Genomic DNA, 25,869 nt, shown 5'->3' with positions numbered 1-25,869 from the left:
CCGCAGGGGCTGCACAGGCCTTCGCCGACGTACTGATCGACAAGGTGCGGGTGCTGGGACCGGACCACCCCGACACCCTCACCACCCGCAGCAACCTCGCCATCTGGCGGGGGGAGGCGGGTGACGCCGCAGGGGCTGCACAGGCCTTCGCCGACGTACTGATCGACAAGGTGCGGGTGCTGGGACCGGACCACCCCGACACCCTCACCACCCGCAGCAACCTTGCCAGCCAGTTGTGGGATGCAGGGGACGCGCGGGGGGCCGCGCAGGCCTTTGCCGATCTGCTGGTTGACCGGATGCGCGTGTTGGGCGCGGACCACCCCGACACCCTCACCACCCGCAGCAACCTCGCCGGGATGCGGTGGGAGGCGGGCGACGTCCATGGAGCCGCGCAGGCTCTTGCCGATCTGCTGGTAGACCGGATGCGGGTGTTGGGTGCGGACCACCCCGCCACCCTCACCACCCGCAGCAACCTCGCCACGTGGCGGTGGGAGGCGGGGGATGCGGCCGGGGCGGCGCAGTCCTATGCCGACCTACTGGCCGACCAGGAACGCGTGTTGGGCGCGGACCACCCCGACACCCTCACCACCCGCAGCAACCTCGCCCTTCTGCGGGGAAAAGCGGGGGACGCTGCCGGGGCCGTGCGGGCCCTTGCCGACCTGCTGCCGGATCGCACAAGGGTGTTGGGCGAGGACCACCCGGGCACCCTCGCCACGTGGGACAACCTCGCTTTCTGGCTGGGAGAAGCACAGGACGCCTTCGGAGCGGCACAGGCATATGAACAGCTTCGTGAGGCCTTCCGAAGGGTCCGCGGTGAGGACGATCCCTCTACATTCGCTGCCTGGGGCACCTTCGCCCATTGGCTCGTCCGGGCGGGGGATGCTGCCCGCGCCGTCACCGAGACCGAGCAGCTCCTGGAGCGCATGGCGCGGGCACTGGGGGAGGATCACCGCGACACGCTCAGTTGCCGCAACAACCTCGCCGCGACCTATCGAATGGCCGGTGATCCAGGGTCCGCCATCCCCCTCTTCGAGAGGACCCTCACCGACTGTGAACGAGTGCTGGGGGAGGACCACCTCGATACGCTCATCTCCCGCAACAACCTTGCCGCGACCTACCGGATGGCCGGTGATCCGGGGCGGGCCACCGCGCTCTTCGAGCGGACCCTCACCGACTGTGAACGAGTGCTGGGAGAGGATCACCCCTTGACCCGGCGGGTGCGTTCGAGCCTGGAGGACATGCCGTCGGTGTAGCGAGCTGCCAGGGGTGCGACCGCCCGCGGCGTCGATGAACACGACGCGCGGCGCAGTCGTGCGACGACTCCGGCCTTGAGCACCACAACGCCGCCCACGCCCCCTGTCCGCGCGACGAACCGTGGGCCCGCGCCCATACTGAGGAGGACGGCAGCCGTCCTGGGGGTGTGCGGCTACGAGAATCGTGGTGGCGATGCAACAGATGCCCTTCGACGACGTGACCACCGCCGCGGCCCGGGACGCGGGCGGGTGGCTGGGGGCTCTGACGGTCGCCGTGGTGGCCACCGGCGCCGACGGGGCGATCGTCCGCTGGGACCACGCCGCGGAGGAGCTGCTCGGCTACACCCCGCACGAGGTGCTCGGCCGGCACATCGCCGACCTGCTCCACCCGGGTGCGGACCGCGGTCTCGGCCGGTCGCTGTGGGAGGGCGCCGCCACCGGGCGCGGGGTCACCGGCACGGTGACGGCCTGGCACAAGGAGGGGCGCCCGCTGGACCTGGAGATCTGGGCGGCACCCGTGCCGGCCCGGCACCGGGGCGGTACGACGGTGCTGGTGTTCGCCGCGGAGGCGGAGGCCGCACGCCGGATCCGCGGCTCGTCGGTGGTGTGGGACGGACTGTTCTCCCGCTCCCCGGTCGGCATCGCGGTCCTGGACACCCAGCTGCGCTTCCTCCGTGTGAACCCGGCGCTGGAGGCGATGAACGGCCTTCCGCAGGCCGCCCACATCGGGCGCCGTCTCGTCGAGATCCTGCCCGACGTCAACGCCCCCGACATGGAGCGCTCGATGCGCCGGGCCCTGGACGAGGGAAGACCCGTCCTGGACTCCCGCCGTACGGGCCGCACGCCTGCCGACCCGGACCACGACCATGTGTGGTCGGGGTCGTACGTCCGGCTGGAGGACGCCGACGGGCGCCCGATCGGACTGGCCGCCACCCTGATCGACATCACCGCCCAGCAACAGGCGCAGCTCGAAGCCGAAGCGGGTCGGCGCCATCTCGCCCTGGTGAACGAGGCCACTCTGAAGATCGGCACCAGTCTGGACCTGGAGCGCACCGCGCAGGAGCTCGCCGACGTCGCCGTGCCCGACCTCGCGGACGTCGTCACCGTCGACGTCCTGGAGAGCCTGGCCGTCGACGGCGAACTCGGCGCGGGCCTGGTGGGCGGTGCCACCCTGCGCCGCCTGGCGAAGGCCCCGCTGACGGGATCGTCCGTCGCGGCCGCCCTCGCCCCGCTGGGACGCACCCTCACCTTTCCCGTCAACGCGCCCTACACCCGGGCACTCGGCGATCGCCGCCCCTATGTCGTCCCCGAGTTCGACGAGCGGGCCGTCGCGCCGGCGGCCGCTCACTCCAGCACCCCCGCGGAGCTGCTGAGGCAGGGCGTCCACTCGTTCATGATGACCCCGCTGCTCGCCCGTGGCGTGGTGCTGGGACTGGCCACCTTCTACCGGACCGGTCCGGTGGGCCCCTTCACCAAGAGCGAGGCCGACCTCGCCGGTGAACTGGCGGCCCGCGCGGCGGTCTGTGTGGACAACGCACGCCTCTACCGCCGTGAACACGACACGGCCACCGTGCTGCAGCGCAGCATGCTGCCGCAGCACATCACCCCGCCGCCGGGCATCGAGGTCGCCCACCGCTACCTGCCCGCCAGCGACGTCAACGAGGTCGGCGGCGACTGGTACGACGTCATCGCACTGAAGGACGGCAGAGCGGTGCTCGTCATCGGGGACGTGATGGGGCACGGCACCTCGGCCGCCGCGGTGATGGGACGGCTCTCCGCGAGTGTCAGGGCCCTCGCCCGCCTCGACCTCCCCCCGGAGGAGATGCCCCACCAGCTGGAGGCCGCCCTGCGCGACCTCGCCGAGCCGATGATCGCGACCTTCCTGTCCGTGGTCGTCGACCCGTCGACCGGCCACTGCAGCATCACCTGCGCGGGTCACCCGCCCCCCGCGGTCGTCTTCCCCGACGGCACCGCGCGCCTGCTCGACGTACCGGCGGGCCTGCCGCTGGGCGTCGGCGGCTTCGCCTTCACGACCACCGAGATCACGCTGCCCCCCGGCAGCGTTCTCGTCCTGTACACCGACGGTCTCGTCGAGTCCCGCAGCAGCGACATCGACGCCCGCCTCGCCGAGCTGACCGACCTGCTCGCCGAACCCGTCCCGTCCCTGTCCGCCCTCTGCGACCGCCTGCTCACCCATCTCGTGCCGGCCTCCGCGGACGACGACATCGCGCTGCTCGTCGCCCGCGTCGCCACCGGGACCTGAGCGCCGCGGGACAGCCACGCGGCGCCGGCCACGCGGCGCCGGCAACGCAGCGCCGGCCACGCGGCGTCAGCAACGCAGCGCCGGCCACGCGGCGTCGGCAACGGACGGTCAGCCGCGGACCGTCCGTCGCGAAACCCCCGTGGCCCGCCCACCGCGCAGCCGCGCGCCGTCAGCCGTGGAACCTGGACAGGGGGCCGGTCCCAGGCCGCCCTGTCGGTCCAGCTCACCCCGACCGAACGCCGTGTCCGGCGGACGGAGCCCGGCCGCCGGCCGTCCCTGACATTTCGATGCGGAATCGATGCGAGTTGTGAGGCGGCGCCCGTCGGCCGGAGGGTGAGGGAGAACGGGGCCGACGGGGTCCCGTCGGACCGCCGCATTCGCCGGCGGTGACGCAAGCCCAGGCCCCGCGTACGGCCAGGTGCCGCCGCCCGCGCCACCTCCGGAGGAGGAAGCGCCATGACCGCACAACCCATCACCCCCGACCTCGCCGGCCCGACAGAGCCCCCCGTGCGCCGGCAGTCGCACGGTGACGACGCCGAGGACTGGATCGCCCGTGGGCTCGTCGAAGGCGACGAGCGCTGTCTCGACGCCGCCTACCATCGCTGGGGACGGCTGGTGCACACCCTTGCCGCCCGGGCCATGGGGGACGCCCGCGAGGCGGAGGACGTCACCCAGCAGGTGTTCGTCGCCGCCTGGCGCGGGCGGGCCAACTACCGCCCCGAGCGGGGCACCCTGCCCGCCTGGCTCACCGGTATCACCCGCCGGAAGACCGCCGACGCGCTGTCCGCCCGTACCCGCAGGAACGCACTCGCGACGGCCCTCGGAGGCTCCCTGGAACACGAGGGCGAAAGGACCGGGGAACCCGAGGAGGTCCTCGACCGGATCGTCGTCACCGAGGAGCTCGCGAGGCTCCCCCGGGTCCAGCGCGACGTCCTGGAACTCGCGTACTTCGCCGACCTGACGCAGGTGCAGATCGCCGACCGCATCGGCATGCCGCTGGGCACCGTCAAGAGCCACGCCCGCCGTGGCCTCCAGCGCCTGCGCCACAACCTCGCCCTCGCCGCGATCAGTGGCTGATCCGACCCATCCGGCCGGGCGAGGGCTCCGAATCACCGACCGCGGAAGCACGCCGTGGCCACTACCGGCCGACGGCCGTCACACAAGGCACAAGGGGTGGAGACGATGAACGGACGTCGAAGCGTCGCCGTGGTGGGGGCGGGGGTCGCGGGTCTCACCGCTGCCCACGTCCTCTCCCGGGCGCACGACGTGGTCCTGTACGAGTCCGAAGGCCGGCTGGGAGGTCATGCGCACACCCATGAGCTGCCGGCCCCCGGGGGAGGGACGCTCCACGTGGACACGGGCTTCATCGTCCACAACGAGCGGACCTACCCCCATCTCCTGCGTCTCTTCCGCGAACTCGGTGTCACCACCCAGGACTCGGAGATGAGCATGTCCGTACGCTGCGACGGATGCGGCCTGGAGTACGCCGGCGCGCGGGGGATCCGCGGACTCCTCGGCGGCGGCAACGCCCGCCGGGGACGCCATCTGCTGATGCTCGCCGACGTTCCGCGCTTCCACCGTGCCGCACGCCGGCTGCTGACCGCCGACGACACCACGCGTACGTTCGGCGACTTCCTGCGGGCCCACCGCTTCTCCTCCTATTTCGTCGCCCACTTCGCGATCCCCCTCGTCTCCGCCGTGTGGTCGTGCGCGCCCGACACGGCTCTGCGGTATCCCGCCGCGTACCTCTTCCGCTTCCTCGACCACCACGGACTCCTGTCGGTGACCGGCTCCCCGCAGTGGAAGACCGTCACCGGCGGCTCCGCGGCGTACGTCGAGAAGGCCGCCAAGTCCGTCGCCTCCGTCCGGACGGCGACCGAGGTGCTCACCGTCCTGCGCGGCGCCGACCGCGCGACCGTCGTGACCGTCGACGGCGAGTCGGCGGAGTACGCGGCCGTGGTCATCGCCGTCCACCCCGACCAGGCCCTTCGCCTCCTCGCGGAACCCACCGAGCAGGAGCGGCGCGTCCTCGGCGCCTTCACCTACTCCCACAACCCGACCGTCCTGCACCGCGACACGACCCTGCTGCCGCGTTCACCGCACGCCCGGGCCTCCTGGAACTACCTGCTGCCGTCCTGCACCGCCCGGCCGGGCGCCGTCCAGGTCAGCTACGACATGAACCGGCTCCAGCGGCTCCGTACCGGCGAACCCCACATCGTCACGCTCAACCCGGACACCCGCCTCGACGAATCCACCGTCCTGGCCCGGATGACGTACGAGCACCCGGTCTACACGCCCGAGTCCGTTGCCGCCCAGCGGCTGCTGCCGACCCTCCGCACCCCCGTCACCGCCTACGCGGGCGCTTACCACGGCTGGGGTTTCCACGAGGACGGATGCCGCTCCGGCGTCGAGGCCGCCCGGCACCTGGGGGTGGACTGGTGATGACCGCCATATCCCCGCCGGTCGCCCCCGGCCTGTACGAGACCGAGGTCGCCCACACCCGCGTCACCCCCGTCCGCCACTCCCTTCGCCACCGTACGTACATGTGGCTGGTCGACCTCGACGACCTTCCCGTCCTGCCCGCGGCGCTGCGCCCCCTGGCCCGCTTCGACCCGCGCGACCACTTCGACGGCGACGCGCCGACCCTGCGAGCCGGCCTCGACGCGTACCTCGCCGCCAACGGGGTGGAGGACGCCGACGGGCAGGTGCTGATGCTCGCCCACGCACGTGTCCTCGGCTTCGTCTTCAACCCCCTCACCCTGTACTGGTGCCACGACCGGGCGGGCCGCCCCGTCTGCGCCGTCGCGGAGGTCCACAACACCTACGGCGGGCGCCACTGCTACCTCCTCCGCCCTGACCGGCAAGGGCGTGCCGAGGTCGCCAAGGACTTCTACGTCTCGCCGTTCCTCGACGTCGAGGGCGTGTACCGGATGCGCCTGCCGCTCCCCGGTGACCACCTCGACCTCACCGTCCAGCTCCGGCTCGCGGACGGCTCCCGCCCGCTGACCGCCACCGTGCGCGGTGCCCACCGGCCGGCCGGCACCCGAACGCTGCTCGCGGCCGCGCTGCGGCATCCCTGGTCGACTCTCGGAGTCTCGATCGCCATCCGCCGCCACGGTGTCCGCCTGTACCTCAAGGGGCTTCCCGTCAGGCCGCGCCCCCGCACCGGCCCCTCCCTCAAGGAAGGCAACCCATGACCAGCCCTTTCCCCCCGGCCGCCGTCGCCGCCCCCGCGGGCACCGTCCAGGCGGACGCCGAGCACTGGCCCGACGTCGCCCGACTGCCCCGGGCCTCCGCCGTGCGCACGGCCATCGCCCGCCGCCTCGTCGAGCGGGCCGTCTCCGGACTGCCCCTGCGCGTCCGGACCACCGGTGACGGGCTGTTCGTGCCGCAGAGCCGCGACGGCGACGGCGTCGCTCCGGTGCCGACCCTCACCCTGCACGACGCGGACGCCTTCCACCGCCGGATCGGCGCCGACGGGCTGATCGGGTTCGGTGAGTCGTACATGGCCGGCGAATGGGACGCGGACGACCTCGTCGGCGTGCTCACCGTCCTCGCCCGGCACGTCGACGACCTGGTCCCCGCCCCCCTGCGCCGACTGCGCGGAGCCTGGGTCCGGCGCAGGCCCGTCGCCGACCGCAACACCCCCGACGGGGCGCGGGAGAACATCCACCGCCACTACGACCTCTCCAACGAGCTCTTCGCCCTCTTCCTCGACCCGGGCCTCAGCTACTCCTCGGCGGTCTTCGACCCCTTGCCGGAAGCACCGGGACTGCTTCCTGACCCACACTTCACCGCCGCCCAGCACCGCAAGATCGACCGGCTCCTCGACCTGGCGGGGACCGGTCCGGGCACCGAACTCCTCGAGATCGGAACCGGCTGGGGCGAGCTCGCGATCCGCGCGGCCGCCAGGGGCGCCCGCGTGCGGACCGTCACCCTCTCCGAGGAGCAGCTCGACCTCGCCCGCAAGCGCGTCGCGGAGGCCGGGGCCGGCGACCGTGTCACCGTCGAACTCCTCGACTACCGCGACGTCCGGGGGCGCTACGACGCCGTCGTGAGCGTCGAGATGATCGAAGCCGTCGGCGCCGAGTACTGGCCGGAGTACTTCACCGCGCTCCGCCGCCTCCTCGCCCCCGGCGGCCGCATCGCACTCCAGGCCATCACCATGCCGCACGAACGGATGCTCGCCACCGCCCGCACCCACACGTGGATCAGCAAGTACGTCTTCCCCGGCGGTCTGATCCCCTCCCCGGAGGCCATCGCCCGCGAGAGCGCCGCCGCGGGCCTGCGCATCACCCACGACACGGGATACGGCGACCACTACGCCGAGACCCTCCACCAGTGGCGCGAGCGCCTGCTCCGTGCGGAGACCGACGTCGCCGCCCTCGGTTTCGACCAGGTCTTCCGGCGCATGTGGGAGTTCTACCTCGCGTACTCCGAGGCGGGTTTCCGCTCCCGCTACCTCGACGTCCGCCAGCTGCGGCTCACCGCCGAGGCGCCGGAGGCGACCCCATGAGCACGACCGGCGTGGACCCCGCGGCCCTCGGGGTCGTCCTGGCCGCCTCGGCGGCCACGGCACTCACCGTCATGCTGGTGGCCTTCGCGATCGGCACCGCGAAGCGCCTCCACCGGATCGTCGACGTCGCCTGGGGACTGGCCTTCGCCGGCATCGCCGTCGTCGCCTGGATCCTGTCGTCCGGCCACGGCGACGACATCCGTCGAACCCTCGTCGCGCTCGCCACCGTCGTCTGGGGGCTGCGACTTGCGGCCCACATCGCCCGGCGCGGCCGCGGGCACGGCGAGGACCCGCGGTACGCCCGGATGCTCGCCCGCGCCCGCGGCAACCCCACGCTCTACGCGCTGCGGACCGTGTACCTCCTGCAGGGCGCACTCGTCTGGCTCGTCTCCCTGCCCGTACAGGTCGCGGTCCTGCTGCCGGAGCCGCCGGGGGTGACGGTCTTCCTGGGCCTCGCCGTGTGGGCGGCGGGCGTCACGTTCGAGGCGGTGGGGGACCACCAACTCGCCCGGTTCAAGGCAGATCCGGCGAACCGGGGCCGGGTCATGGACCGGGGGCTGTGGAGCTGGACGCGACACCCCAACTACTTCGGCGACTTCCTCGTCTGGTGGGGCCTGTACCTGACGGCCTGCGCCACCTGGGGGACCGCGCTGCTCACCCTCGTCTCCCCGCTGGTCATGAGCGGCCTGCTCATCTGGGGCAGCGGGAAACGCCTCCTGGAAGCCCACATGGCCGAACGTCCGGGGTACGCGGCCTACCGCGCCCGCACGAGCGGCTTCTTCCCGAGACCTCCCCGCAGCAGGGCTCCCCGCAGCGGAGTCTCTCGCAGTCAGGCGGACCAGGCGCCACCGGCGGGTGACGCCCGGCGCTGACGGACGGGCCGCTACGGGCCGTACAGCTGGGAGATCAGGTCCAGGGCCTCCCGCAGTCCCGCCGGCCGGACGGTGCCGGGCGTGGCGGCCGTGCCGGTCCAGCCCGGTCCCGCCAGCAGGACCAGGGGAGCGGTCCGTGCCCCGCTCACGCCGAACGTCGTCGCCGCCGTCCGCCGGGCCAGGGAGCGGCTCGCCGTCGACCGGGTCTGGGACCAGAGGGCGACCGCGGCCGGGCCCATGCGCCGCACCGCCGCGTCCATGGCCTCCGACGGCACCGCGGCCCCGAGCATGCGGAACGGCAGTCCCCGTTCGGAGAGGCCGGCCGCGAGCGCCTCCAGCGGGAGCGAGTGCTGCTCCGCCGGGACGCAGGCGAGGGCGACCGGGGCCCTGGCGGCGGTGGTGGCCGGCCCGGTGACCACGGTGCGCCGCAGAGCGGTGGAGACGTGCCAGGACAGCAGGTGCTCCACCTCCACGTAGCGGTCGCCGGACGACCGCCATTTGCGGCCCACCGCGTGCAGGGTCGGCGCCATCACCTCCTCCCACGTGGTGACCAGGCCGTACTCCGCGAGCGCCTCCTGCAGCAGCCGTTCCATCGCCGGGCCGTCGAGACGGAGGGCGGCACGGGCCAGCCCGCGGGACTCCGGCCTCGCACGGCCCAGGGGCAGCCCGCCGCCCGGTCCCGCACGGCGAGTCCCGCCCGGAGCCCCCTCGGTCGTCGTGCCCGCCGCCGGATCCTCCTCCAGCGGGGCGTCCGATGGCTCGGCGGCCACCGGACCCGGCCCGGACCGGGCGAGCCGGGCGGCCCGGGCGGCCTCGGCCGGCGGGACGCCCGACGCCGTCCGGCGGCACATCTCCTCCAGCATGGCCACGTCCGCCGGGCTCCATCGCCGGTGCCGTCCGTCCGTGCGGACGGCGGGGCCGATGCCGTACCGCTGGTCCCAGGAGCGCACCGTGGTCGGCGAGACGCCCAGGCGCCGTGCCACCGCGCCCGTCGTGATTCCCTGTGCCGAATCGGTCATGTCACCCACCAGGCGATGCGGAAACGATGCGCGTGCGAGGAACGTCCGGGCTCGGTGTGCCGTCAGGACGGCCGCGTCCCGGCGGCGGCCGGAAGCGCGTCATGAGACCTCGCTCCGCACGGATCACCCCACCGGCCTCCGTCCTCCGTGCCCCCGGCCCTTCGGCCGCCTCGCCGACACTCACCCTTCCCCGCGCGGGGGAGCGCCGGATGCATGCGCGCGACGACGGTCGTCCCGGCCGGGCCGGAGGAACGGCCGCGCGTGGAGCGTGCGTCGGCGACCGGCTCACGGCGGGCCCTCGCCTCGTCGCCGTTCCTGCTCCAGCAGGGCCGACAGGTCCTTCAGACGGTCAAGGCCGTGCACGGCGCGGGAGATCCGGGCGTTGTGTTCGAGCGTGCCGCGATGACGGTGCAGGAAGTTCCAGTAGCCCGCCGTGAACGGGCAGGCGTCGGCCCCGACCCGCCGGTCCGGGCGATAGCGGCACGGCCGGCACAGGTCACTCATGCGATCGATGTAGGCACCGCCCGATGTGTACGGCTTCGTGGTCATCCTGCCGCCGTCCGCGTACTGCGACATGCCCACCACATTGGGCAGCATCACCCAGTCGTAACCGTCGACGAAGCAGCGGTGGAACCAGTCCGTCACAGCGGCCGGATCCCAGCCGCGCTGGAGGGCGTAGCTCCCCAGCACCATCAGCCGCGGGATGTGATGGGTCCATCCCGTGTCCCTGACCTGACGCAGCACCGTGGCCAGACACCGGGCCGACACGGCATCCGCGTCGAGGTCGTTCCACCAGTCGGGCAGGGAGCCGGTGTGGCCGAGCTCGTTCGACGTGCGGTAGTCCTCACCGAAGTACCAGTAGAGCTGCCAGACGTACTCGCGCCATCCGGCGATCTGCCGGACGAAGCCCTCGACGGAGTTCAACGGCGCCTCGCCCGCGCGCCAGGCGGCCTCCGCGCCCTCCAGGCACTCGACCGGGTCGAGCAGCCCCAGGTTCAGGGAGGAGGACAGCAGGCTGTGGCTCATGGCGCCGTCCTCGGCGAGCATCGCGTCCTCGTACGTGCCGAAACCCGCCAGCCGGTGGCTCAGGAAGCGTCGCAGCGCGGCCAGGGCCTCCCGACGGCCGGCGGGAAACCGCCGAGGCCCGTCGCGGCCGACGAAGGCGACGTCTCCCTCGCGTTCCCAGCGGTCGAGGTCGTGGCGGACCTCCTCGTCGATGGCGTTCTCCCGCGGCCGGTACGGGGCGTCGACCCCCAGCGTCCGCCGTCCCTGAGGCGGCTGTTCCCGGTTCTCGTGATCGAGGTTCCACGTGCCGCCCACGGGCCTCTCGCCGTCCATCAGCAGATCGTGGTCACGGCGGACGTGCCGGTAGAAGGCCTCCATCCGCAGTCCCCGCTGCCCGCCCGCCCACTTGCGGAAGTCGTCCTGACGGAGCAGGAATCCGCGCGGTGGAAGCACGGCGACGCCGTCCAGGGAACGCACGAGGGCCAGCGCCGCCCGGGACGTCGGATGGTGCACCGTCACCGGTCCGTCGCCGACCGCCCGCCGCAGACCCTCGCGGTACGTGTCGGCCCGTACGTACGTCACGCGGTCGCCGAGTTCGGCGGCGCGGTGCCGCATCGCCGAGAGCATCAGATGGGCCTTCGCCCGGTGGAACCGCCGACGGCGGAAGACGGCACGGGACTCGATCATCACGACGGGTGCGTCGCGCGAAGGGCCTTCGCCGCCCGAGGCGTCGAGGAACCGCGGGCCCAGCTGGTCGCCGAAGAGCCAATGCGTACGGGTCATACCGGTCTCGATCCGCTCCGCCTCCGTGGGACGCCTCGTGGCGCCCCTCCCCGACTTCGCCGTGCGGGCGTGCTGCGGATGCGGGTCCCTCGCATCCCCACGGGCCGCCGCGGGAGAAGTACAGAGGGCCGAGCAGGTCGGACCGGACAGGCGGTGCGTACGGCAGCGCCTGTGCCGGGAGACCGCACACCAGGGCGTTCGGGAGGTCGTGAGCATGGCCGGGAAAAAGGTGCTCGTCGTGGGTGCGACGGGAATGATCGGTGGTCTGGCGGCGGAGACGCTGATCGGCCGTGGCTGCTCCGTCGCCGTGGCCGGCCGCGACGCACGTGAGCTGGCGGAGCGGTCGAGACGGTGGGCCGACTGCCCGCACCGTTCGTTCGACGCCTATGACCTCGAGGGCGGGGCCGCGCTGGGGCCGTGGGCCGCCGGCGCCCTCGGGGGACTGGACACGGTCGTCGTCGCGCTGGGGGTGGCCGGATTCGGTCGCGCCGAAGAGATCACGGAGGAGGCCGCGGAGCACCTCATGACGGTCAACGCGCTCGCACCCATGGCCGTCGTGCGAGGGGCGCTGCCGGTCCTGGAACCCCCTGGCGCCGTCGTGGTCGTCACGGGAGTGATCGTCGACAGGCCGATGCGCGGTACGGCCGACTACACGGCGGCGAAGTCGGCGCTCGCGGCCTGGCTCGGCGTGGTGGAACGAGAACAACGCGACCGCGGGATCTCCGTCGTGGACGTGCGCATGCCTCACCTCGAGGGTGGATTCGCGGACCGGGCGGTGATCGGCAGCCCGCCGAAGCTGCCGCGCGGCGCGGACGCCGCGCAGGCGGTGGCGCGGTACGTGATCGCTCCCATCGTCGCCGCCGACGCGCAGGCTCCGTGAGGAGGCGGACCCGGCCGGCTTCGGCGTCCGAGCGGGACGCCGCCCGCCACCGGGCGCTCAGCGCGCGGCGGCGGGCGGCGCCCCGCTGGTCAGAAGGCGACGGTCCGGAAGATGAAGAACAGGGCCCCCATGACGGCACCCAGGGCGATGAGGGAGAGCCAGAACATCGGGTGCTCCCAGATACCGCCGTCGGGGCGCTCCTGGTGGGCCGAGGACGTGGAGCCTTCCGCGGGCGGGGTCTCCTGGGGCGGTACGAGCGGCTGGGTCATGGCCTCTCCCAGGGGGTGCGGGACGGCGCTTCGCCGCCGGGGCTTCCACCGTCCCTCGATTCCCCGGAGCCCGCCACGCGCGTCGATCGTGCGTCGAAGTCGCGGCCCCCCGGTCCGTTCCGTCACGGAGGTGCAGGGGCAGGTGGGGGTGAGGCCACGCCCCCGGCCCCTACACCTGCTCCGCCGTGGCGGCGGTGCCGTCGAGGAAGCCGCCCGACTGGTGCTGCCACAGCTTCGCGTAGGCGCCCTCCGCGGCGAGCAGCTCGTGATGGGTGCCCTGCTCGACGATGCGCCCGCTGTCGAGGACGACGAGCTGGTCCATGGTGGCGACCGTGCTGAGCCGGTGCGCCACCACGAGCGCCGTCCGCCCGTCCATGAGGCGCCAGAGCGCGTCCTGGACGAGGATCTCGCTCTCGGAGTCCAGGGCGCTGGTCGCCTCGTCGAGCAGCAGGATCGGCGCGTCGCGAAGAATCGCCCGCGCGAGGGCGACCCGCTGGCGCTGGCCGCCGGAGAGCTTCACTCCGCGCTCTCCGACCATCGTGTCGAAGCCCTCGGGCAGCGTGTCGACGAACTCCGTGACGTGCGCCGCCTCGGCCGCACGGCGGATCTCGGCGTCGGTGGCGTCCGGACGGGCGAAGGCGATGTTCTCGCGCAGTGTGCGGTGGAACATCGCCGGGTCCTGGGGCACGTAGGCGATGAGGCCGCGCAGTTCGGTCTGCCGGAGTCGGCTGATGTCCTGTCCGCCGATCGTGATCCGGCCGCCGTCGATGTCCGTCATCCGCAGCAGCAGCCGGGTGAGCGTGGTCTTCCCTCCGCCGGACCGGCCGACGAAACCCACCTTCGCCCCGCTGGGCACGGCGAGTTCGAGGCCCTCGAAGAGCGGCTTCGTCCCCGCGTGGGCGAAGGTCACCTGCTCGAAACGCACATCGGCGCCGTCGGAGAGGAGTGGTTCGGGCTTCTCCGGGTCCCTTACGGTCGGCGGGGTCCGCAGCAGTTCGGTGAACTGCGCGGCTTCGGTCATCGAGCTTTCCAGGCGGCGGTAGATCTGGTTGAACTCGAACATGATGCGCGTGGCGTTGGAGTAGTAGGTGAAGGCGACGACGACGGCCTCGACGCCGTGTTCCCCGGCGCCGAGCGAGAGCGCGAGGACCAGGCCGAGGACATTGGTCAGCACGGACATCGGTGCGATCAGCGTGTCGATGCGCAGGTTGCCGTAGTCCCATGACCGCAGGGTGAGGCGGCGCGATTCGGCCACACGGGAGCGGTGTTCGGCCGCCTCACGTTCCTCGGCGGCGAACGACCGGACCGTGTCCATGTTCATCAGGCTGTCGGCGACGTGGCCCGACACCCGGGCGATCGCCTCCTCCCGCCGGTCGACGAGCTTCTGTCGGCGACGGATCAGGGGCCGTACGCACACCGTCGTGACCGCGATCATCGTCAGGAGCCCGACCACGAGCAGGGGTTCGTACGTCCACAGCACCACCGACGCGAACACCAGGGGCACGAACTTGCCCATCACCGAGAAGGTGAGTGTGTCGACGAACTCCTCGAACCGCGAGGCGAAGCTGAGGACCCGCTTGGTCAGGGAGCCGGCGAAGTTGTCGTGGAAGAAGGCGGCGTCCTTGGCGAACAGCGCGTCCATCCCGATCACGTACAGGTGCTCGATGCCGAGGGCGTCCAGACGGTTCAGGCAGTGCAGCCCGACCCGCCACAGCGCCTCGGCGAGCAGCAGCACACCGGCGAAGCCGAGGACGTAGGGCAGCATCGGGCCGATGCTGATGCCGCTGTCGGTGCCGCTGCCGGAGGTCCCGGCGATGCGGCCGACGAGCTTGGCGACGATCAGCGGCACGATGTAGAAGATTCCGATGTTGCCCAGTGCCGGTAGCAGCATCGCGGGCACGGTCCACCACTTGAGCCGGGTCAGCTCCTGTGTGTAGTAGCGAAGCGCGAGAAGGACCGAGCCCCTGCCCGGCGAACTCTTGCGCGATTCGGGTGTTCCCATCCAAACCTGCCTTTCGGATCAAAGGAGACAGGAGGGGAAGTTTTCCGTGTCGGAACTCGCGCCGTCCAAAGGTTTTCCCGGGTCGAATCCAGCAGGGCCCCAGTGTCTCCCTCCGCGCTCCGGACGGAGCAACGGGGACGAATTGTCCCCGCGTTTGACAGGCCGTCGGCCCGGAGGCGAATAATCCGGCCACAACGCCGACGCGGAGGGGCAGGAACGAAAGGGATGGACGTGAACGTGTACCGGGGGCGCCTTCTCCGGCCGGGGCCGGCGTCATGACGGGCCGACGCCGGCAACGGCTCGCCGGACGGGTGCTGGGTGCGGCGGGGATGACCGCGGCCGTGGGCGCGATCGCGCTCCTCGGCACCGGATACACGACAGCCACCGTCGCCGGCGATTCGATGAATCCGACCTACCCGTACGGCGATCGCGTCTTCTTCGAGCGCATCGACGCGGGCGAGGTCAGGCGGGGCGACGTGGTGCTCCACCGGTCGGAGGACCGAGGCGAGATCAGGCCCCTGCTCCGTCGTGTGATCGGCATGGGCGGCGACCACGTCCGGCAGAGCCCCGGCGGACCCGTGACGGTGAACGGCGTACCGCTGACGGAGCCGTACGTGAAGGACGGCGATCCGTCCGGCGGACCCTTCGCGTACGACGTGGTGGTCCCCGAGGGGATGCTGTTCCTGCTCGGCGACCACCGCGCGAACTCCTTCGACTCCCGCTTCTCTCTCGACAGGCGGTCGGGCGGCGTCGCGGCCACCGCGGTCGAGGCACGGGCCCTCGACAACCGCACGGGACTGCTCCTGCTCGTGCTGACGGTGCTCCTCGGGCTGCTCGCCGTCGTCGCGGGGATCGCCGTCGAGATCGCCTCCCGCGTCTCACGACGGGACAATCGGTCCTTCCACCCGCCCGTCCCGACTGCCCCGTCGGTCCCCGGCCGATGACGGTCGGGGACCATCGGCGGCTCGTCGGGAGATGAGCCGCCGCCTCCGTTCGGCGCGCGTCTCCGTCAGGCGCGCGCCCCGCTCGCGCTCGCGTGCACCCGCTCGATCGCCGCCCGGACCTTCGCCTCGCCCATGACCCCGGCGCTCATTCCGCCCACCTCCGTACCCCGCGCGCTCAGTCCGCCCTACGCCGCGCCACCGCGCTCCTTCGCCGCGCCACCGCCCGCAGCAGCAGCCCCATCAGGCACACCGCGGTGACCACCCACACCGCCGCGAAGAGCCACAACGGGCCGGACGACGAGGACGCGGCCGCGAGGAGGAACAGGGCCACGCAGGCGACGCCGAGGACGGCGGTGAACCAGCCGAGGCGATGCCGCAGAACCGCACCCCAGGTGCCTTCCGCGCCTCCCGCGTCCGCGCCGCCGTGGCCGAGCGAACGCAGCCTGCGATGGAGGGACGTGTCGCTGCGAAGGCCTGCTTCGATGCCTTCGAGGATCTTCCGTTCCTGATGGGTGAGCCGGGGATTGGGATCGTGCATGACGAACTCCCGTCGAGCGTCGAGCGGTCCGGTCGCGGTCGGTTCTCGCGGTTCAAGGTCGGGTCGCCCATGCCGTCACGACGTCACCGGTCACGTCCAGGTGGTGCGCAGACGGTCCCGGTGCGCCGCGAGCCATGTGCCGAAGTCCTGGAGGGCGGGGTTGAGGCCCCGGACGGCGTCGATGTCCCGGGCCTCCGTGAAGTGCTGCTCGCAGTCCGTGTAGTACTGGAACATGTTCCCCGACTCGTCCGCGCCCGGGAATCCCTGCGCACGCCATTCGTCCGGAGTGAGGGGGCGGTAGCGCACCGGCCGGCCGAGGGCCTCCGTCAGGGCCGCGGCCATGTCGGCGACCTTGAGGTGTTCGCCGGCGACACTGACCGTTGCGGCAATCAGATCCGTACCGCGTGCGAAGACGGCCAGGGCCGTCCTGCCGACGTCGTCCACGCCCATCCCGGAGAGCCTGGCGTCGCCCATCGGGTACGTCAGCCAGTGGGTCCCGTCCGCACCGAACTGCGGCGCGAATGAACCGAGCAGGTTCTCCCAGAAGAAGGTGGTACGGAGGAACGTCGTCGGCACGCCCGCGTCGAGGAAGAAGTGGTCCGCCTCCGCCTTGCCGTCGAAATGCGGCACCTTGTAGCGCTCCTGGAGCGTCGGCATCCGTTCGTCGTCGAGCGGCACGCACGCACGGGTGTCCTCGAGGGTCGACCAGATCGCGTGCTGCACCCCCGCGTGCGAGGCGGCCCGGGCCAGGGCTTCGGCCTGGGCCTTCTCCCGCTCGGCGGACATGTGCTCCCAGAAGTTCGTCATGAGGAAGGCGCCGTACGCGTGCTCGAAGGCGGGGCCGAGACTCGACGGGTCGTCCATGTCGCCCCGTACCACCTCCGCGCCCAGCCGCTTCAGCTCGGCGGCGGGCTCCCCGTCGGGGTGCCTGGTGACGGCACGGACCCTGAAGGCTCCGTCCCGGTCCGCCAGAACGGCCCGTGCGAGGCCTCCGCCCTGCTGTCCGGTCGCGCCGAACACCGTGATGATCTTCTTGGCGGTCATGGCCGGAATCGCCTCACAGCTGCGTGCGGAACCCGTGGAGCCCGAGGGCCCTCTTCTGTGCCTGTTCCCGGGAACGGCCCTCCGCATGCGGGGGCCGGTCGGCCACCTCCGTCCCCGGCGGGGGCCGGTCGGCCACCTCGGTCCCCGCGTCCCGCGACGAGGAGTCGGTCGAGGCGGCGGGCCCGACCCCTGCTCGCCGCCGTCGCTACGCGGCCCCGACCGGCGTCGGTGACTCCTTCGGCGAGCGTCCCAGTGCGCGGATCGCGGGTATGGAGAGCATGACGCCGATGAGGGCGATGCCCATGACCGAGGAGAACAGCAGCACCCGGTCCGCGCCGTACGCGTCCGCCGCCGGGCCCGCGAGGGCTCGTCCCAGCGGGATGACCATGATCGAGCCGGCCACGTCGTAGGCCGATACACGGCTCAGGACGGCGAGCGGGATGTGGGACTGCACGCTCGTCGCCCACATGACCCCCCAGAACGCGAACCCGCAGCCCGCCACGACGCCGGTGAGCGCCGTCACCGTGAACGACCAGCCCAGGGCCGGGGCCAGGGGGTTGAGGGCGAAGAAGAGCATCGCGCAGGCCCCCGCGACCAGCGGGCGCCTCGGGCGGACCCGCATGCCGAGAAGGCCGCCGACGATCGTTCCGGCGCCGTCGGCCGAGGCGATCCAGCCGTAGCCGCTCGCGCCGTGCTGTTCGGTGAGCAGCGCCGCGCCGAGCGGCAGCGCCGGACCGAAGACGAACAGGCCGTACACCGCCCAGACCGCGATGACCCCCCACAGCCACGACCGCGAGCGGAACTCGTGCCAGCCCGTGGCCAGCCGGTGCCACATCGGGTCGTCGCTCTCGTCCTTGGCCGTGCTGAGCCTGCGCAGCGGCGCCAGGCCCAGCGCGCTCAGCGCGTACGCCGCCGCGATGACCACGAACGAACCCGCCACGTTCCAGTAGGCCACGAGAAGGCCTGCCACGCCCGGCCCGAGCAGGGTGCAGATCGCCTCGGAGATCCGCAGCAGCGCGTTGGCCCGCTGGATGTCCTCGGCGACCTGGGGGACCAGGCTCGCCAGACCGGGCTGGAACATCGCGGTCGCGGCGCCGCTGAGCGCGAGCAGCGCCATGATGTGCCACAGCCGTACGTCCGAGCCGATCAGCAGCACCGCGAGCGCCAGCATGGCGACCATGCGCACCACGTCCGCGCCGACCATCATCACCTGCGGCGTGAACCGGTCGGCGAGCACGCCGCCGAACAGCACGAGCAGCACGATCGGCGCCATCCACGCGGCCAGCGCGTATCCCACACCGCCCGCCCCGTAGCCCGCACCGAGCACGGCGGTCGTGAGTGACACCATCAGCATGCCGTCGGCGAGCAGCGAGGTGCTGCGCGCGGTGAAGAACAGCCGGAAGCGACGTGATCGCCACGGGCTGGGAGGGGAGCCCTGCTCCCGCTGCGCGGTTGCCTCATCCATCGTCATGTCACATCCCGGTCCCGGCCGGTCCCTTCCCTGAGAATCTGCTGCCGGAGCCAGGCGCTGGTCCGGTCCGCCTCCGCCGGCGGGTTGTGGACGATCACGTACCGGCGCGGGGCCAGTACTCCGGGGCGGCCGGGGAGCGCGTCCATCAGTGCGGTGTGGGCCTGCGCGGGTGTCAGCGGGGCGTCGCCGGCGGCGATGTACGCCGTCAGGACCGCGTCCTGTGGCGTCGTGCCGTCCGGGGCGGTGACGGTGGCGGTGCCGGCGGCAGTGGCGGAGGAAACCGCAGTGCTGCCGGCCGTGACCGAGGCATCCGCGATGACGTGCACCGGCAGGCCCTCCAAGGCCTCGCTCAGCACCTGTGCCACGAGCGGCGGCGATGTCCAGGACCCGTCGGCCCGGCACCACCGCGGCCCGCGCTCGACGGGACGGACGCCCGTCACCTCGGTCAGTGACGCGAGCGGTACGTCGTCCGTGGCGGCTGCCTCCAGGAGCCGTACGAGACCCGTCAGGAAGGCCTCCGCCTCGTCCCGCTTGAACAGCGCGGGATCCACCCAGGTGCTCAGGTGGAGCACCGGTTCGATCGCGTAGACGAAGGTCAGGACGCGGGTCGGCAGGACTTGGTCCGGTCCCCAACCCAGTTCGAGGGCGGGGGCGGTGGCTTCGGCGTCCGCGGCGGGTGCCGTGTCCTCCGCTGTCGCGGACGTGACCGTCGCGACCGTCGCGGGCACTGTGCTGACGTCGTTGAAGACGACGTCGCGCGCGAACCGGCTGCCTCGTTCGTGAGTGGTCCGCCCGATCATCTCCCAGAGCGCCACCGCGTCGAACCGGCTGTGCCGGTACGCGTTGAGCGCCGCCCCCCAGGCCTTCTTGAGCAGGGCGTCGAAGGTCGGTACCCGGACGTCGAGGGAGAGCAGCGCGTCCTGGGACAGGGTGTTCACCGAGCGGGCGAGCCGGGGGTGGTGGCGGTTGGACGTCGGGACGGCGGCCACGCACGCGGGCTGGTCCGTGCGGTGGGCGACGAGCGCGCACCACGCGGTCAGCAGCACCGTGGACGGCATGCCTCCGGTGCGCTCGGCGACGCGCGCGAGGGCCCGCGCCGCCCGTCGTGACCGGAGGGTGAGCTGCGGAGTCCGCACCTCGGTCCCCTCGGCGCCCGGCTCCGCGAACATGGCCTGGGGTCCGGTGCGGATGATCCGCTCCCAGTACCGCAGAGAGCCCTCGGACCTGCGGAGCCCTGCCGGGCTCGCCTCCTCGGCGGCGAGGTCGAGCGGGGTGAGGGACGCCGGCGGCGGGAGGGTCTCGCCGGCGAGGAGGCTCAGCCACTCCTCCTTGAGGACCGCGAGGGCGCTGACGTCGGTCACGGCGTGGCTGGCCGCCATGGCCACGAAGACGGGAGCGCCGGACAGGGCGACGAGGGAGACGCGGAGGGGGAAGTCCCGGTCCAGACGGAAGCGTTCGACGCGGGCCCGCCGGGCCAGCGACTCGGCGTATCCGGCGAGGCCGTCGGGCAGGCCCTCGCGGTCGCGGTCGCGGTCGTGATCGAGGCCGAAGTCGAGGTCGTGATCGATGACGGTGACGGTGAACGTCCCCTCGGCCGCGACCACCTGCTCCCGGGGTGCGCTCCCGGCCGCGTGCGGGAACGTCGTACGCAGCGCCTCGTGCCGCACCGCGAGCGCCCGGAGCGCCTCGATCGCGGACTCCGTCCGGGTCCCCTCGGGAACGGGCCACACATCGTGGATGTTGATGTGCTCCGGCTCGTCCCGCAGCATGCAGCGGATCATGTTGGCCTGCCCCATGGTGACGGGACCCCGGCGCTCCTCGCCCCCGGCGTACGCCACGGTGAGCGTACGGGCGCTCCTCGGCGGGAACACCCGGCTCGGGCGGGCGCTCCCCGGGGGGACCGCCCGGCTCGCCCGGGTCAGGGCCTCCCACGCGTCGGTCAGCAGGGCGAACTCCTCCATGTCCTGACGCGCCTCGTCGAGGAGCTGCTCGCGGAGGGGCGCGAGGGTGTCGGCGGCGGTGGCGTACCGGCCGCCCAGGGCGCGGTAGGAGCGGTCGAGGACGTCGAGCCGTCCGGCGTTCTCCGACCGGTCGACCCGGGTGCTGTCCCTGGCGAACCCGGCGACGGCGGAGGCCAGGACATGGCCCTCGGCGTCGAGCATCGCGTCACCGGCCTCCTTCATCGCGGCGTACACCGATGCGAAGTGCGGTGTGGAGAGGAGGTACTTGGCGAACCGCAGGTGGTAGGCGAGGAACCCGGAATCGGAACGTCGTTCCTGCGTATGGAAGTTGACGATGTGCCGGTTGTGCAGGACGCCCGGCAGGCGGGCGTCCTGCACCAGATGGATGAGGAAGTAGTCGCTGCCGATGGTGTCGGTGGCGGGTGGCAGCGGCACCCGGCCGTACACCTCGCGGTCGAAGGCGATGTTGCACATGTCCACGCGCGTCGGGCTGACGCTCATGAGTGTGGTCCGGTCGCCGGTGTACGCGGCCGTTCCGGCGCCCCGGAAGGACTCCGCGATCAGGTTCCTGCGCCAGATCTCCGGGTAGTCCGAGGGGATCGTCAGGCCGACGACGGCCTCGTAGATTCCCGCGTCGAGCCGGCGGATCTCCTCGACGTCCACGGACATCTCGCCGACGAAGGAGCCGCCGACCAGGGCCACCGGCCGGTCCGCGCACGCGGGGTCGAGTCTGCTCCGGGAGACCAGACCGGCCACGTCGGCGGCCCGCAGTCCCAGTGCCGTGAGCTCGTGGTGGAGCGGGAAGACCGGTTCGCCGTCCAGGTACTGGTAGCGGCTGTCCGAGTCGCGGCGGTGGACCGACGTGCATCCCAGTGCCTCCGCGAGGAGGAAGGCGCGGTTGGTGCAGGCGCCGTAGGAGACGCGGTCCGGCAGCATCAGGCCGAGCAGGCGGTCCGGCGCGGGGAGCTCGGACCGGGCGATCGCCTCGCGCAGGAAGGACCGCTGCTCGTCCTCGTCGAGGTGGTGCGGGACCACGCCGGGGACCGTGGGCAGCGCGGCCATCACCTCGCGGTGCTCGGCGACGGCCGCGGCGTCGGAGGAGTCCAGGACGAGGAGCCGTACCTCGACGCCGAACACGCGGGCGCCGTACGCGGCCTCCTCGGCCACGGCCCGGATGGTCGCGGCGCAGGGCCGGTCGGTGGGCAGGGTCAGACAGACACGGCGCACGCCGGCTCCCCGCCCTGGCCGGGGGCGGCGGCGCCCTTGTCGGTGTCCGGAGCGGGACTCGCGTCCGGACTCGCGTCCGGGTTCGCTCCCGCGCCTGAGCTCGCTCCCGCGCTCGTCCGCTCGCCTCCGTCGGCCGGAGGGGCTTCCCCCGCGTCCTTCCACGAGGCGAGTCCCAGCAGGCGGGCGCCGAGGTCGTTCAGGGTGGCCGTCGGGTACCGCTTGGACTCGTGGAGTACGGGGTCGCCGACGAGGGTCCGGTTCCAGCGCGGGGTCCGCAGGTGCCGCCAGGAGTCGACGCGGGACCGCCTGAGCCGCTCGTGCTCTTCGAGCGCCGGCATCATCGACAGGTACTGGACCGCCCGTACCTGGTCCTGGGACACGTTGCGCGCCACGCCGTGGGCGAGCAGTCCGTTCCAGATCAACAGGTCGCCGGGGCGCAGATCCGGCCGTACGACGGGGTACTCCGTCCGGTCCACGGCGGGCCGCAGAGGGTCGCGGTCGGCCGGCTGGGCGACCTTCCACTCCTCGAACCGCCGGAACAGCTCCGGGTTGCACTGGAAGCCGCCCGACTCCGGCCGGGTGTCGTTGAGTGCGATGATCCCCTGCACCCGCTGCGGAGGGACGCCGAGCGTGGTGTCGATGTCCCAGTGCAGCTCGATGTCGAAGCCCCGGTCCGTGGGCTCGATGAGGGCGCGGTCGCGGTTCCCGATGTTGGGCGGGTTGAGGTTGAGCCGGTCCTGGGTGACCCACAGCTCCTCGCAGTCCCAGACGTCCACGAAGGCGTCGTAGACGCGCTGGGCCTGGCGGTTGTCCCAGAGCAGCTGGTGGTGGTACGCCTCCACGAAGCCGTAGACGTGCAGCTGCTGGTCCAGCTCGGAGCGGAACGGCCGGTCCTCGTACCAGCTCTCCGGCCTGTCCGGATCGAGGCCCTGGAAGTCCCAGGTGAAGTCGAGCAGGCGCTTGGCCGCCTCCGCCGGGATCGCCTCGCGGACGATGACGTAGCCGTACGTCTGCCAGTGCGCGAAGTCCTCCTCGGACAGCACCCGCAGCGGCCGCGACTTCTCGAGTTCCCGCAGCGTCGTCTGGGCGAGATAGGACTCGCCGTCCGCGCTGAAGTACGGCAGGTCCGAGGCCGCCCGGTGGAGGTGGGGGCGGCGGCGGGGGCGATGGGGTGCGGGCGTCGTCATCTGGTCCCTCCAGGGCGGGAGTGGGGGCACGCGTTCCGCGGCCGGTGGACAGCACGGAGAAACCCTCGGTGCGGAGCCGGGGGCGAGTGGCATGGACGGACGGAGGGCGGACGTCGGGGTGGGTGAAGGGCGGACGTCGGGGTGGACGGAACGGACGCACGGCGGCGCTTGACGCGGGGGGTCGGAGCCGCGCCGTTCAGAACGATTGGTTTAGACCATACTCGTTGTCAAGTGACGTCTCAATATGCAGAGTTGCATGTGACAGCCTCCCGGCTTTGGTCTAGACAACATGCGCGAGGCTGGCCTAGTGTCCCTGTGCGCAGTCCGGTCCCACAGGGATGTCGGCCGACTTCACCGCTGCTGCGCTTCGCGGTCGACGGCGACCACATCCAGGGGCGTTCACCCGTATCTCGGTTCGCCCACGCCCAGAGGGAGCGGTTTCCATGAGCACACCCAGCGCCACGGCCCTGCCGGACGGCGGCCTGAAGAGCCCGGGTGCGGGCCTGATCACCTTGGACCCGGTCAGGACCGCGCTCCTGCGCGGACTCGACGAACTGCTCACCGGGCTCGCCGCACGACTCTCGGCGCCCGAGGTCGTCGGCCCGCCGCTCCTCTCCGTCGAAGGCCTGGCGCGCCTCGACTTCTTCCGCAACTTCCCCCATCTCGGCGTCTCCGCGGGGCGGTTCGCCCCGGACGCGCTCGACGGACTCGCGGCAGGCGAGACGCCGGCGGAGCTGCCGCTGCGGCCGACCGGCCATCTGCTGCCGTCCGCGACCTGCTACGGACTGCTGCTCTCCCTGGAGGGCCGGGACGTCGGCGAGGAGGGCCTCCGCCTCTCCGCCACGGGCCGCTGCTTCCGCAACGAGACCCACTACGACGGCCTGCGCCGCCTGTGGGGCTTCCACATGCGCGAGGTCCTGTACCTCGGCACCAAGCAGGGTTCCGTCGAACACCTGGAGCGGGGAGCGGAGTTCATCCTCGAAGCGGCCGCGCTCCTCGGTCTCGAACTGAACAGGGCCGTGGCCGACGACCCCTTCTACGACAAGGGCGGCTCCCGGGCCAGACTGATGGCGCTCGACCCGGTCAAGCACGAGTTCTGCGCCCCCGACGGCACGGCCATCGCCTCCGTGAACCGGCACCGCAACTTCTTCGGTGAACGGCTGGACATCCGCGCGGGCGCGCACGGTCCTGCGTACAGCGCCTGTGTCGCCGTCGGGATCGAGCGGTGGATCCACGCGATGATCCTCGCCCACGGCACCCCGGAGAAGGCCCTGGACCGGCTCCGCGACGCCCGCGTCTGACGGGTGGGCGGCGACGGCCGAGTCCCTGTCCCGCTCGCCGTCCGATCCCCTTCCCCCTTTCCCCCTACAGCTGTGAGCAAGGAGCGACCTCTTCCCATGGAACGCATCGCCGAGTGGCTTCACCAGAAGAACCCCGGCCTCGACGGCCCGATCGCCCACGACGAGGACCTCATCGAGGCGCGACTCATCGACTCCATGGACTTCCTGGAGTTCATCGACCTCCTGGAGGAGCTCTCCGGGAGCACCATCGACCTCCAGGAGGTCACCATCGACGACTTCCGCACCCTCGGCCGCGTCCGGGAGCGCTTCCTGAGCGCCGCCGCCGGCTGAGCGTCCCCCGATGACGGGCGCTCCGGAGCCGGACCGGGCTGCGGGCCGGGCCACGGACTGGGCTGCGGTCACGGACTCGGCTGCGGCAAGGGCCACGGACCGGGCGACGGCCACGGACTCGGTCACGGCGCTCGCCATCGTGGCGACGACCCCGGAGGTGCTGGCCCACCCCGATCTGGACGAGGGCATGCTGGCGCCGTGGGAGCGGCGCCGCCTCGCAGGGATACGGCTGCCGAGCCGCCGGGACGACGTACTGGCGGCGCGCCTCCTCGTACGGCTGTGCCTCGCCCGTGCCACGGGCCTTCCGCCGGACACGACGGCCCTCGCCCAGCTGTGCCCCGGATGCGGCGGGCAGGGCCACGGACGCCCGTACCTGCGCGGCCGCCCCGGGGTGGGCGTCAGCCTCAGTCACGCCGACGGGCTCGTCGCGGCAGCCGTGGGTCCGGGTGCGATCGGCGTCGACGTGGAGCCGTCGGCGCGCCGCCCCGGCCCCGTGCACGTACTCCGCCGTCTCCTTCCCGAAGCGGACGTCGCGGAGGCCTCGGCCCGACCGGATGCGGGCCCGGCGCTGCTGCGCCTGTGGGTCCGGGCGGAAGCCCGGCTGAAGGCCGTCGGGAGCGGTCACGCCGACCAGGGCGATCTGAGGCTGTTCGAGTGGACGGACCGGCCCCGCGCGGCCGTCGCCGCCGCGGCCTGCACGACGCGGATCACGATCGCCTCCGCATGACGATCCCTGGCGGTCGATCCCGGCGGCCGTACACCGCCGAGAACGCGCCAAGGACCGCCCGGCGCTGCCGCGCTGCCCGCACACGGCGTCGTGACGGACCTGGGACAGCGCGCGCCGCCTGTCGAGGGCGGGCCGGGATCGGGCATCCGGGACGACTCGCCGGGTCCGCGCGGCCCTGCCACGGCTGTCAGACGCCGACACCGGCTCGGGTGTGGGAGGCGTGCTGTCACGGACGGCCCGTTCTGCCGCCGGTCGCACCGCCGATCGGCGGAGTTCC

At 72.6% G+C, this 25,869-nt stretch carries 21 protein-coding genes and 1 pseudogene; 12 read left to right on the top strand and 10 right to left on the bottom strand.

Going from position 1 to position 25,869, the window contains the following annotated elements; translation table 11 throughout:
* The 7 genes from ACZ4XX_RS01135 to ACZ4XX_RS01105 all read left to right on the top strand — a co-directional run.
* Window positions 1-1,253 (top strand): tetratricopeptide repeat protein (locus ACZ4XX_RS01135; protein ID WP_468505901.1); only part of this gene is annotated, 1,253 nt, incomplete at its 5' end.
* A 193-nt stretch (window positions 1,254-1,446) separates the two neighbouring features.
* Entirely contained in the window at window positions 1,447-3,516 is a 2,070-nt protein-coding gene (locus ACZ4XX_RS01130) for a SpoIIE family protein phosphatase (protein ID WP_468505900.1), read from the top strand.
* A 456-nt stretch (window positions 3,517-3,972) separates the two neighbouring features.
* Window positions 3,973-4,593: a sigma-70 family RNA polymerase sigma factor gene (locus tag ACZ4XX_RS01125; protein ID WP_468505899.1), complete on the top strand. Its 621-nt coding sequence runs from the start codon at window positions 3,973-3,975 to the stop codon at window positions 4,591-4,593.
* Between the two features lie 105 nt (window positions 4,594-4,698).
* Entirely contained in the window at window positions 4,699-5,958 is a 1,260-nt protein-coding gene (locus ACZ4XX_RS01120; RefSeq protein ID WP_468505898.1) for an NAD(P)/FAD-dependent oxidoreductase, read from the top strand.
* Window positions 5,958-6,713: a DUF1365 domain-containing protein gene (locus tag ACZ4XX_RS01115; RefSeq protein WP_468505897.1), complete on the top strand. Its 756-nt coding sequence runs from the start codon at window positions 5,958-5,960 to the stop codon at window positions 6,711-6,713. The genes ACZ4XX_RS01120 and ACZ4XX_RS01115 overlap by 1 nt, the downstream gene beginning before the upstream one ends.
* A complete protein-coding gene (locus ACZ4XX_RS01110) occupies window positions 6,710-8,032 on the top strand; it encodes a class I SAM-dependent methyltransferase (protein WP_468505896.1) in 1,323 nt (440 codons plus the stop codon). The genes ACZ4XX_RS01115 and ACZ4XX_RS01110 overlap by 4 nt, the downstream gene beginning before the upstream one ends.
* Window positions 8,029-8,904 carry a DUF1295 domain-containing protein gene (locus ACZ4XX_RS01105; RefSeq protein ID WP_468505895.1) on the top strand — a complete coding sequence of 292 codons (876 nt, stop codon included), beginning with the start codon at window positions 8,029-8,031 and terminating at the stop codon, window positions 8,902-8,904. The genes ACZ4XX_RS01110 and ACZ4XX_RS01105 overlap by 4 nt, the downstream gene beginning before the upstream one ends.
* An 11-nt stretch (window positions 8,905-8,915) precedes the next feature.
* On the opposite strand, the gene ACZ4XX_RS01100 is transcribed toward ACZ4XX_RS01105, so the two are convergent.
* Both ACZ4XX_RS01100 and ACZ4XX_RS01095 read right to left on the bottom strand, forming a co-directional pair.
* Window positions 8,916-9,923: a B12-binding domain-containing protein gene (locus ACZ4XX_RS01100; RefSeq protein WP_468505894.1), complete on the bottom strand. Its 1,008-nt coding sequence runs from the start codon at window positions 9,921-9,923 to the stop codon at window positions 8,916-8,918.
* 285 nt (window positions 9,924-10,208) lie between these two features.
* A complete protein-coding gene (locus tag ACZ4XX_RS01095; RefSeq protein WP_468505893.1) occupies window positions 10,209-11,711 on the bottom strand; it encodes a cryptochrome/photolyase family protein in 1,503 nt (500 codons plus the stop codon).
* A 214-nt stretch (window positions 11,712-11,925) separates the two neighbouring features.
* Here ACZ4XX_RS01095 and ACZ4XX_RS01090 point away from each other — a divergent pair, with 214 nt between their 5' ends.
* Window positions 11,926-12,591, top strand: coding sequence for an SDR family NAD(P)-dependent oxidoreductase (locus ACZ4XX_RS01090; protein ID WP_468505892.1), 666 nt, complete (start codon window positions 11,926-11,928; stop codon window positions 12,589-12,591).
* An 89-nt stretch (window positions 12,592-12,680) separates the two neighbouring features.
* On the opposite strand, the gene ACZ4XX_RS01085 is transcribed toward ACZ4XX_RS01090, so the two are convergent.
* Window positions 12,681-12,860, bottom strand: coding sequence for a DUF6480 family protein (locus ACZ4XX_RS01085; protein WP_468505891.1), 180 nt, complete (start codon window positions 12,858-12,860; stop codon window positions 12,681-12,683).
* Between the two features lie 169 nt (window positions 12,861-13,029).
* Complete coding sequence (locus ACZ4XX_RS01080; protein WP_468505890.1) at window positions 13,030-14,862, bottom strand: ABC transporter ATP-binding protein; 1,833 nt, start codon at window positions 14,860-14,862, stop codon at window positions 13,030-13,032.
* Window positions 14,863-15,137: 275 nt separating this feature from the next.
* Here ACZ4XX_RS01080 and lepB point away from each other — a divergent pair, with 275 nt between their 5' ends.
* Window positions 15,138-15,806 carry a signal peptidase I gene (lepB, locus tag ACZ4XX_RS01075; RefSeq protein ID WP_468505889.1) on the top strand — a complete coding sequence of 223 codons (669 nt, stop codon included), beginning with the start codon at window positions 15,138-15,140 and terminating at the stop codon, window positions 15,804-15,806.
* A gap of 175 nt (window positions 15,807-15,981) precedes the next feature.
* On the opposite strand, the gene ACZ4XX_RS01070 is transcribed toward lepB, so the two are convergent.
* The 6 genes and pseudogenes from ACZ4XX_RS01070 to ACZ4XX_RS01045 all read right to left on the bottom strand — a co-directional run bounded on the left by ACZ4XX_RS01070 (window position 15,982) and on the right by ACZ4XX_RS01045 (window position 23,234).
* Entirely contained in the window at window positions 15,982-16,344 is a 363-nt protein-coding gene (locus ACZ4XX_RS01070; protein ID WP_468505888.1) for a hypothetical protein, read from the bottom strand.
* A gap of 90 nt (window positions 16,345-16,434) precedes the next feature.
* Window positions 16,435-17,388 (bottom strand): NmrA/HSCARG family protein, encoded by a 954-nt coding sequence (locus ACZ4XX_RS01065; protein WP_468505887.1) that lies wholly within the window; start codon window positions 17,386-17,388, stop codon window positions 16,435-16,437.
* 205 nt (window positions 17,389-17,593) lie between these two features.
* Complete coding sequence (locus ACZ4XX_RS01060; RefSeq protein ID WP_468505886.1) at window positions 17,594-18,859, bottom strand: MFS transporter; 1,266 nt, start codon at window positions 18,857-18,859, stop codon at window positions 17,594-17,596.
* Window positions 18,856-20,697 (bottom strand): condensation domain-containing protein, encoded by a 1,842-nt coding sequence (locus ACZ4XX_RS01055; protein WP_468505932.1) that lies wholly within the window; start codon window positions 20,695-20,697, stop codon window positions 18,856-18,858. Before ACZ4XX_RS01055 ends, ACZ4XX_RS01060 begins: the two co-directional genes overlap by 4 nt.
* A gap of 69 nt (window positions 20,698-20,766) precedes the next feature.
* Window positions 20,767-22,047, bottom strand: a pseudogene (locus tag ACZ4XX_RS01050) (DUF6271 family protein); the annotation flags it as partial.
* Entirely contained in the window at window positions 22,029-23,234 is a 1,206-nt protein-coding gene (locus ACZ4XX_RS01045) for a phytanoyl-CoA dioxygenase family protein (protein WP_468505885.1), read from the bottom strand. The gene ACZ4XX_RS01045 and the pseudogene ACZ4XX_RS01050, both read right to left, overlap by 19 nt.
* Before the next feature lie 443 nt (window positions 23,235-23,677).
* Here ACZ4XX_RS01045 and ACZ4XX_RS01040 point away from each other — a divergent pair, with 443 nt between their 5' ends.
* The 3 genes from ACZ4XX_RS01040 (at window position 23,678) to ACZ4XX_RS01030 (ending at window position 25,592) form a co-directional block, all read left to right on the top strand.
* Complete coding sequence (locus ACZ4XX_RS01040; protein ID WP_468505884.1) at window positions 23,678-24,535, top strand: class-II aminoacyl-tRNA synthetase family protein; 858 nt, start codon at window positions 23,678-23,680, stop codon at window positions 24,533-24,535.
* 96 nt (window positions 24,536-24,631) lie between these two features.
* Window positions 24,632-24,865, top strand: a complete 234-nt coding sequence (locus tag ACZ4XX_RS01035; RefSeq protein ID WP_468505883.1) for an acyl carrier protein — start codon at window positions 24,632-24,634, stop codon at window positions 24,863-24,865.
* A 10-nt stretch (window positions 24,866-24,875) separates the two neighbouring features.
* Window positions 24,876-25,592: a 4'-phosphopantetheinyl transferase family protein gene (locus tag ACZ4XX_RS01030; RefSeq protein ID WP_468505882.1), complete on the top strand. Its 717-nt coding sequence runs from the start codon at window positions 24,876-24,878 to the stop codon at window positions 25,590-25,592.
* The last annotated feature ends 277 nt before the right edge of the window (window positions 25,593-25,869 follow it).

It is taken from the genome of Streptomyces sp. NPDC029956, from assembly GCF_055574655.1.
Note: the sequence above shows the minus strand (reverse complement) of the source record. Positions and strands in the feature narration are given on the sequence as shown.

Excerpts from the sequence above, each read along its gene's own strand:
- ACZ4XX_RS01120 (WP_468505898.1), top strand. The coding sequence starts at position 4,699 with ATGAACGGACGTCGAAGCGTCGCCGTGGTGGGGGCGGGGGTCGCGGGT.
- ACZ4XX_RS01060 (WP_468505886.1), bottom strand. The coding sequence starts at position 18,859 with ATGACGATGGATGAGGCAACCGCGCAGCGGGAGCAGGGCTCCCCTCCC.
- ACZ4XX_RS01095 (WP_468505893.1), bottom strand. The coding sequence starts at position 11,711 with ATGACCCGTACGCATTGGCTCTTCGGCGACCAGCTGGGCCCGCGGTTC.
- ACZ4XX_RS01115 (WP_468505897.1), top strand. The coding sequence starts at position 5,958 with ATGACCGCCATATCCCCGCCGGTCGCCCCCGGCCTGTACGAGACCGAG.
- ACZ4XX_RS01065 (WP_468505887.1), bottom strand. The coding sequence starts at position 17,388 with ATGACCGCCAAGAAGATCATCACGGTGTTCGGCGCGACCGGACAGCAG.
- ACZ4XX_RS01045 (WP_468505885.1), bottom strand. The coding sequence starts at position 23,234 with ATGACGACGCCCGCACCCCATCGCCCCCGCCGCCGCCCCCACCTCCAC.
- ACZ4XX_RS01130 (WP_468505900.1), top strand. The coding sequence starts at position 1,447 with ATGCAACAGATGCCCTTCGACGACGTGACCACCGCCGCGGCCCGGGAC.
- ACZ4XX_RS01085 (WP_468505891.1), bottom strand. The coding sequence starts at position 12,860 with ATGACCCAGCCGCTCGTACCGCCCCAGGAGACCCCGCCCGCGGAAGGC.
- ACZ4XX_RS01090 (WP_468505892.1), top strand. The coding sequence starts at position 11,926 with ATGGCCGGGAAAAAGGTGCTCGTCGTGGGTGCGACGGGAATGATCGGT.
- ACZ4XX_RS01030 (WP_468505882.1), top strand. The coding sequence starts at position 24,876 with ATGACGGGCGCTCCGGAGCCGGACCGGGCTGCGGGCCGGGCCACGGAC.
- ACZ4XX_RS01070 (WP_468505888.1), bottom strand. The coding sequence starts at position 16,344 with ATGCACGATCCCAATCCCCGGCTCACCCATCAGGAACGGAAGATCCTC.
- ACZ4XX_RS01035 (WP_468505883.1), top strand. The coding sequence starts at position 24,632 with ATGGAACGCATCGCCGAGTGGCTTCACCAGAAGAACCCCGGCCTCGAC.
- ACZ4XX_RS01100 (WP_468505894.1), bottom strand. The coding sequence starts at position 9,923 with ATGACCGATTCGGCACAGGGAATCACGACGGGCGCGGTGGCACGGCGC.
- ACZ4XX_RS01110 (WP_468505896.1), top strand. The coding sequence starts at position 6,710 with ATGACCAGCCCTTTCCCCCCGGCCGCCGTCGCCGCCCCCGCGGGCACC.
- ACZ4XX_RS01080 (WP_468505890.1), bottom strand. The coding sequence starts at position 14,862 with ATGGGAACACCCGAATCGCGCAAGAGTTCGCCGGGCAGGGGCTCGGTC.
- lepB (WP_468505889.1), top strand. The coding sequence starts at position 15,138 with ATGACGGGCCGACGCCGGCAACGGCTCGCCGGACGGGTGCTGGGTGCG.
- ACZ4XX_RS01125 (WP_468505899.1), top strand. The coding sequence starts at position 3,973 with ATGACCGCACAACCCATCACCCCCGACCTCGCCGGCCCGACAGAGCCC.
- ACZ4XX_RS01040 (WP_468505884.1), top strand. The coding sequence starts at position 23,678 with ATGAGCACACCCAGCGCCACGGCCCTGCCGGACGGCGGCCTGAAGAGC.
- ACZ4XX_RS01105 (WP_468505895.1), top strand. The coding sequence starts at position 8,029 with ATGAGCACGACCGGCGTGGACCCCGCGGCCCTCGGGGTCGTCCTGGCC.